Here is a 5,315-nt window from a genome sequence, read left to right as displayed (position 1 = left end):
GGGCCATTGCCGGCGACCGGCACCCGGCAGGCCGGGTCGAGCAGGACGGCGCGGACGTCGGCGTGGCGGGTCACCGTCCAGCCGCCGTCGGGCGCGAACGTCGGCGGACCGCACGGTGGCGTGCCGGGTGCGGGTGAAATCTCAACGGTCACCGCCTGACGGTAGGACCCACACCGTTCGGCGCACACCGAACCGTGCAGCCGCGTACCGTCCCGCCTTCGGTGGAACACCATTGCTGTCTTCGACGTCCGGAGACAGCAATGGTGTTCCACCCGTCGCGCACGGACGGAGGGCGGCGGCGTGAAGGCGTGACGGGTGGCGCGGCGCGGACCGTAGACCGGCGACGGGCGGTGCATTGGTGGCGGGGGGCGACACACGGCCGGGGTTGGCGGTGGCGACGAGGGCCATCGCCTCCGTACGCCGTCACTGCCCGGCGCGGGCCGCTGTAACCGTGCGCCACCCCGCTCCTGTTACTTGTGTGTTTCCGCCACATAGCCCGTGGGTGACGTCACTTCTAGCGTGAGCCGACAAATGAGTTCCCCTTCCTCCGAGTCCTCACGTGGAGTCGCAATGACGGTCCGGACGACGCGGCGGGTGTTCCTCTCCGCCGCCACGATGATGGCCGCGGCGCTCGCCGCCACGGCCTGTGGCAGCCCGCAGGAAACCGCCTCCGGCGGCGGCGACAGCGCCGCACCGGTCAAGGTTGGCCTGGTGTACTCCCAGTCGGGAGCGCTGGCCAGTTACGGCAAGCAGTACATCGAGGGGTTCAAGGCCGGCCTCGACTTCGCCACCAACGGCACCAACAAGGTGGGCGAACGGGCCATCGAGCTGACCGAGGTCGACGACGCCGGTGACCCGGCGAAGGCCGTCTCCGCGGCCAAGGACCTGATCGGCAAGGGGCACAAGATCATCGCCGGCTCGACGGCGTCCGGCGTGGCCCTCCAGGTCGCCCCGATCGCCGCCCAGAACAAGGTCCTCTTCATCTCCGGTCCGGCCGCCACCGACGGCGTGACCGGCGCGAACAAGTACACGTTCCGCTCCGGCCGGCAGTCGTACCAGGACGTGGTGACCGCCAAGTCGTTCATCGGCGACCCGGCGGGCAAGAAGGTCGTGGTGTTCGCCCAGGACGGTGCCTTCGGCGACGCCAACGAAGCGGCCGTCAAGAACGTCATCGGCGGTGCCGGCGCGACCGTCACCAGCGTCCGGGCTCCGGCGAGCGCCACCGAGTTCACCCCGTTCGCGAGCCAGATCAAGGCCGCCAAGCCGGACCTGCTCTTCGTGGCGTGGGCCGGCACCACCGCCCCGGCCATGTGGCAGACCCTCGACCAGCAGGGCGTACTGTCCTCGACCACGGTCGTCACCGGGCTGGACATCCGCGCCTCGTGGCCCACCTTCGGCGCCGCCGGCAGCAAGATCTCCTTCCTGTCGCACTACTTCGACGGAGCCAGCGACACCGAGGCCGCCAAGGCCGCCAAGGCCAAGATCCCCGGCGGGACGCTCGACCTGTTCCACCCGGACGGGTTCGCCGCGGCGCAGATGGTCGTGCGTGCGGCCCAGGAGGGCGGCGACGACGTGGACAAGATGATCACCGCCCTGGAGGGCTGGAGCTTCGACGGGATCAAGGGCAAGATGACCATCCGCAAGGAGGACCACGCCCTGCTCCAGCCGATGTTCCAGGCCAAGCTCACCGGCAGCGGCCAGGCCTTCACGGCCAGCGCGCAGAAGAGCCTGACCAGCGACGAGACCGCGCCGCCGGCCGTGGCGATGAAGGGCTGACGCAGAATGCTCACCACCCGCGGTCTGACCTGGCGGATCGGTGAGGTCGCCATCGTCGACAGCGTCTACCTCGACCTGGCGCCGGGGGAGTTCCTCGGCGTCATCGGGCCCAACGGCGCCGGCAAGACCTCACTGTTCAACCTGATCACCGGCCTGCGCCGGGCCACGGAAGGTCGGATCACCCTCGACGGGCAGGACATCAGTGCCCTCCCGCCGCACCGGCGGGCCCGCCTCGGGCTGGGTCGTACCTTCCAGGCGTCCTCGGTCTTCGGCTCGCTCAGCGTGCGGGAGAACGTCCGGCTCGCCGTGCAGGCGTACCGCGGGGGTTCGATGAAGCTGTGGCGGCGGGCGGCGGCCGACCGGGAGGTCGCCGCCGCCGCCGACGCGGCGCTCGACCGGGTCGGCCTCACCCACCGGGGTACGGCGCTCGCCGGCACCCTCGCCCACGGCGAGAAGCGCAAGCTGGAGATCGCCCTGCTGCTCGCCGGCGAACCCCGGGTCATGCTGCTCGACGAGCCGATGGCCGGGGTCAGCGCCGAGGACGTGCCCGAGCTGGTGCAGGTGATCCGCTCGCTGACCGGCGACAGCGGCCGGTCCGTGCTCATGGTCGAACACCACATGGACGTGATCCTCGAACTGGCCGACCGGATCGCCGTGATGCACCACGGTGCCCTGCTCGCCTGCGACACCCCGGAGACGGTGATGGCCAACCCGACGGTGCAAGAGGCCTACCTGGGGGAATCGCTATGACTGAGCCAGTACTCAGTGTGGAGGACCTGTCGGTCCGCATCGCCGGGCTGCACATCCTCCAGGGGGTGTCCTTCACGGTCGCGCCGACCGGCGTCACCGTGCTGCTCGGCCGCAACGGCGTCGGCAAGACGACCACCCTGCGGGCGATCGTCGGGCTCACCCCCCGCAACGGCGAGGTGCGCGGCGCCGTCCGGATGGGCGCGCAGAGCCTCCTCGCGCGCCCCACCCACCGGCTGGTTCGCGGTGGGCTGGGCTACGTGCCCGAGGACCGCTGCGTCTTCGCCGGGCTCACCGTCGCGGAGAACCTGCGGCTCGCCGAGCGGCGGGGCACCACCCCCGCGTACGACCGGGTCTTCGCGCTCTTCCCGGAGCTGGACCGGCGCGGACGGCAACGGGCCGGCTCGCTCTCCGGTGGGCAGCAGCAGATGCTCGCCATCGGCCGGGTGCTGCTCAACGACAACCGGCTGCTGCTGGTCGACGAGCCGACCAAGGGCCTCGCGCCGAAGGTGGTGACCGAGGTGGCCGAGGTGCTGGAACGGGTCGCCGAGTCCGTCCCGGTGCTGCTGGTCGAGCAGAACCTGGCGGTGGTCCGGCGGCTCGCCCGCGACGCCGTGGTGCTCTCCTCCGGGCAGGTGGCCTGGACCGGGAACGCGCAGGAGTTGCTGCTGGAGACCGGGTTGACCAAGTCCCTGCTCGGTGTCGGTTCGGCGGAGGTGCATCACTAGATGGACACGATCGTTCTGCTGACGTTGACCGGGCTCGGCCTGGCGGCGCTCTACTTCCTGGTCGCCTCCGGCCTGTCCCTGGTCTTCGGCCTCGCCGACGTGCTGAACTTCGCGCACGGCCTCTTCCTCGGCGTCGGCGCGTACGCGACGTGGTGGGCGGCGGGCAACCTGCCCGGTGCCGGGTCCGACGGGTTCGGCTTCGTGGTCGCGGTCGCCTTCGGCGTCGCCGCCGGCACGCTGGTCGCGGTGCTCGTCGAGCTGGTGCTGATCCGGCCGTTGTACTCCCGCACCATCGAGCAGGTCCTGGTCACCGTCGGTCTCTCGCTGGCCGGCGTGGCGCTGCTCCAGGCCACCTGGGGCGCCGACGCGCGCACCTTCCCGCGGCCCGAGTGGACCCGCCAGGTCACCTCGGTCCTCGGGGCGAACGTGCCCAACGGCGGCCTGCTGCTGATCATCGCCGCGGTGGTGGTGCTCGGGGCGATCCTCGCGTTCCTCCGGTGGACCCGCTACGGCCTGGTGATCCGGGCCGGTGTGGAGAACCGGGAGATGGTGACCGCGCTCGGCATCGACGTACGCAAGGCGTTCACCCTGGTCTTCGCGATCGGCGGGGCCGCCGCGGCGCTGGCCGGTGCGCTCGGCAGCGTCTACTTCGGCACCGTCTCGCCGGGTCAGGGCGGCTCCCTGCTGATCTTCGCCTTCATCGTGGTGGTCATCGGCGGGATGGGGTCGGTCGTCGGCTCCGCGTACGCGGCCGTCGCCGTCGGGCTGCTGCAACAGTTCGTCAACTACTACGGCACCTCCGGGCTGGGCGACGTCTGCGTGGTCGGGCTGCTCGCCGTGGTGCTGCTGCTGCGCCCGCAGGGCATCGCCGGAAAGGTGGCAACGGCATGACCGAGGTCAAGAGTCCCGAGGTTCCCGCGCCCCCGGCGGCGGTGCCCTCCGAGTTGACCCCCGGAGACCGGTGGGGACGGGTGCGCCCGTTCCTGCCCCTGATCCCGCTGCTGGTGGCGCTGGCCCTGCCGTACTCGAAGCTGGAGCTGCCGGGCATCTTCGAGGGTCCGCTGAACTCGCCCGGCACCCTGCAACTGCTCGCCGTCTGCCTGGTGTTCGGCGGGCTGGCCGCCGGCTACGACCTGCTGTTCGGGCGGACCGGCATGCTCTCCTTCGGGCACGCGCTCTACTTCGCCGCCGGGGTGTACGGCACGGACATCCTCGTCACCCGGGCCGGGCTCCCGCTGTGGCAGGCGGCGCTGTTCACCATCACCGGCGGGACGATCCTCGCCGCCCTGCTCGGCGCGGTGGCGTTGCGTACGGTCGGGATCGCCTTCGCCATGGTGACCCTCGCCTTCGCCCAGGTCGGCGCGATCCTGGTGGCCCGCGACTTCGGCGGGCTCACCGGCGGCGAGGAGGGCCTGCCGCTGGACGTGTCCGGGCTGCCGGAGGGGCTGGTCGGCGTCACCAACACCGTCAACCTCTACTGGCTGGCCCTGGCGTACCTGGTCGTGGTGGTCTTCGTGGTGCACCGGGTGTCCGGTTCGCCGACCGGCCGGGTGCTCGCCGGCCTGCGGGACGACGAGCGGCGGATCGGGGTGCTGGGCCTGGACCCGTACCGGTTCAAGCTGGTGGCGTTCACCCTGGCCGGCGGGCTCGCGGCGGCCGGCGGCGTGGTCTACTGCCTGATCGTCGGCGGCGCCTCGCCGCACATCACGTCCAGTGAGCTGACCCTGTCGCTGCTGGTCATGGTGGTGCTCGGCGGCCCCGGCACCCGCTGGGGGCCGGTCATCGGGGGCATCCTCTACATGTACCTGGACCACCGGCTGGTCGCCTTCGGCACCAGCGACGCGGTGGACGCCCTGCCGGCGTTCCTCAGCCGCCCGCTGTCCCAGCCGCTGTTCGTGCTCGGCACGGTGTTCATCCTGGCCGTGTACTTCTTCCCCGGCGGCCTGGCCAGCCTGGCCCCCCGCCTGACCCTGCTCCGCAACTCCCTCCGCACCCGCCCCCGGGGGCGCTGACCCGCGTCGATCATGAGGTTGGCGGGGCGGCACACCGGCGTGTCGCCCCGCC

Annotated in this window: 5 protein-coding genes; all 5 read left to right on the top strand. The window is 71.7% G+C overall.

Annotated features, from left to right (window positions below; genetic code table 11):
* Positions 1–570 precede the first annotated feature (570 nt).
* The 5 genes from AB0I76_RS21720 to AB0I76_RS21700 are packed head-to-tail and all read left to right on the top strand — an operon-like array spanning position 571 to position 5,263.
* On the top strand, positions 571–1,776 hold the full coding sequence (locus AB0I76_RS21720) for a substrate-binding domain-containing protein (protein WP_357038319.1): 1,206 nt from the start codon (positions 571–573) through the stop codon (positions 1,774–1,776).
* A 6-nt stretch (positions 1,777–1,782) separates the two neighbouring features.
* Positions 1,783–2,526 (top strand): ABC transporter ATP-binding protein, encoded by a 744-nt coding sequence (locus AB0I76_RS21715; RefSeq protein WP_357038316.1) that lies wholly within the window; start codon positions 1,783–1,785, stop codon positions 2,524–2,526.
* Positions 2,523–3,251, top strand: a complete 729-nt coding sequence (locus AB0I76_RS21710; RefSeq protein WP_357038313.1) for an ABC transporter ATP-binding protein — start codon at positions 2,523–2,525, stop codon at positions 3,249–3,251. Before AB0I76_RS21715 ends, AB0I76_RS21710 begins: the two co-directional genes overlap by 4 nt.
* On the top strand, positions 3,252–4,142 hold the full coding sequence (locus AB0I76_RS21705; protein WP_357038310.1) for a branched-chain amino acid ABC transporter permease: 891 nt from the start codon (positions 3,252–3,254) through the stop codon (positions 4,140–4,142).
* On the top strand, positions 4,139–5,263 hold the full coding sequence (locus AB0I76_RS21700; RefSeq protein ID WP_357038307.1) for a branched-chain amino acid ABC transporter permease: 1,125 nt from the start codon (positions 4,139–4,141) through the stop codon (positions 5,261–5,263). The genes AB0I76_RS21705 and AB0I76_RS21700 overlap by 4 nt, the downstream gene beginning before the upstream one ends.
* The last annotated feature ends 52 nt before the right edge of the window (positions 5,264–5,315 follow it).

The organism is Micromonospora sp. NPDC049799 (genome assembly GCF_040656655.1).
Classification (GTDB): Bacteria; Actinomycetota; Actinomycetes; order Mycobacteriales; family Micromonosporaceae; genus Micromonospora.
Note: the sequence above shows the minus strand (reverse complement) of the source record. Positions and strands in the feature narration are given on the sequence as shown.

Excerpts from the sequence above, each read along its gene's own strand:
- AB0I76_RS21700 (WP_357038307.1), top strand. The coding sequence starts at position 4,139 with ATGACCGAGGTCAAGAGTCCCGAGGTTCCCGCGCCCCCGGCGGCGGTG.
- AB0I76_RS21710 (WP_357038313.1), top strand. The coding sequence starts at position 2,523 with ATGACTGAGCCAGTACTCAGTGTGGAGGACCTGTCGGTCCGCATCGCC.
- AB0I76_RS21720 (WP_357038319.1), top strand. The coding sequence starts at position 571 with ATGACGGTCCGGACGACGCGGCGGGTGTTCCTCTCCGCCGCCACGATG.
- AB0I76_RS21715 (WP_357038316.1), top strand. The coding sequence starts at position 1,783 with ATGCTCACCACCCGCGGTCTGACCTGGCGGATCGGTGAGGTCGCCATC.
- AB0I76_RS21705 (WP_357038310.1), top strand. The coding sequence starts at position 3,252 with ATGGACACGATCGTTCTGCTGACGTTGACCGGGCTCGGCCTGGCGGCG.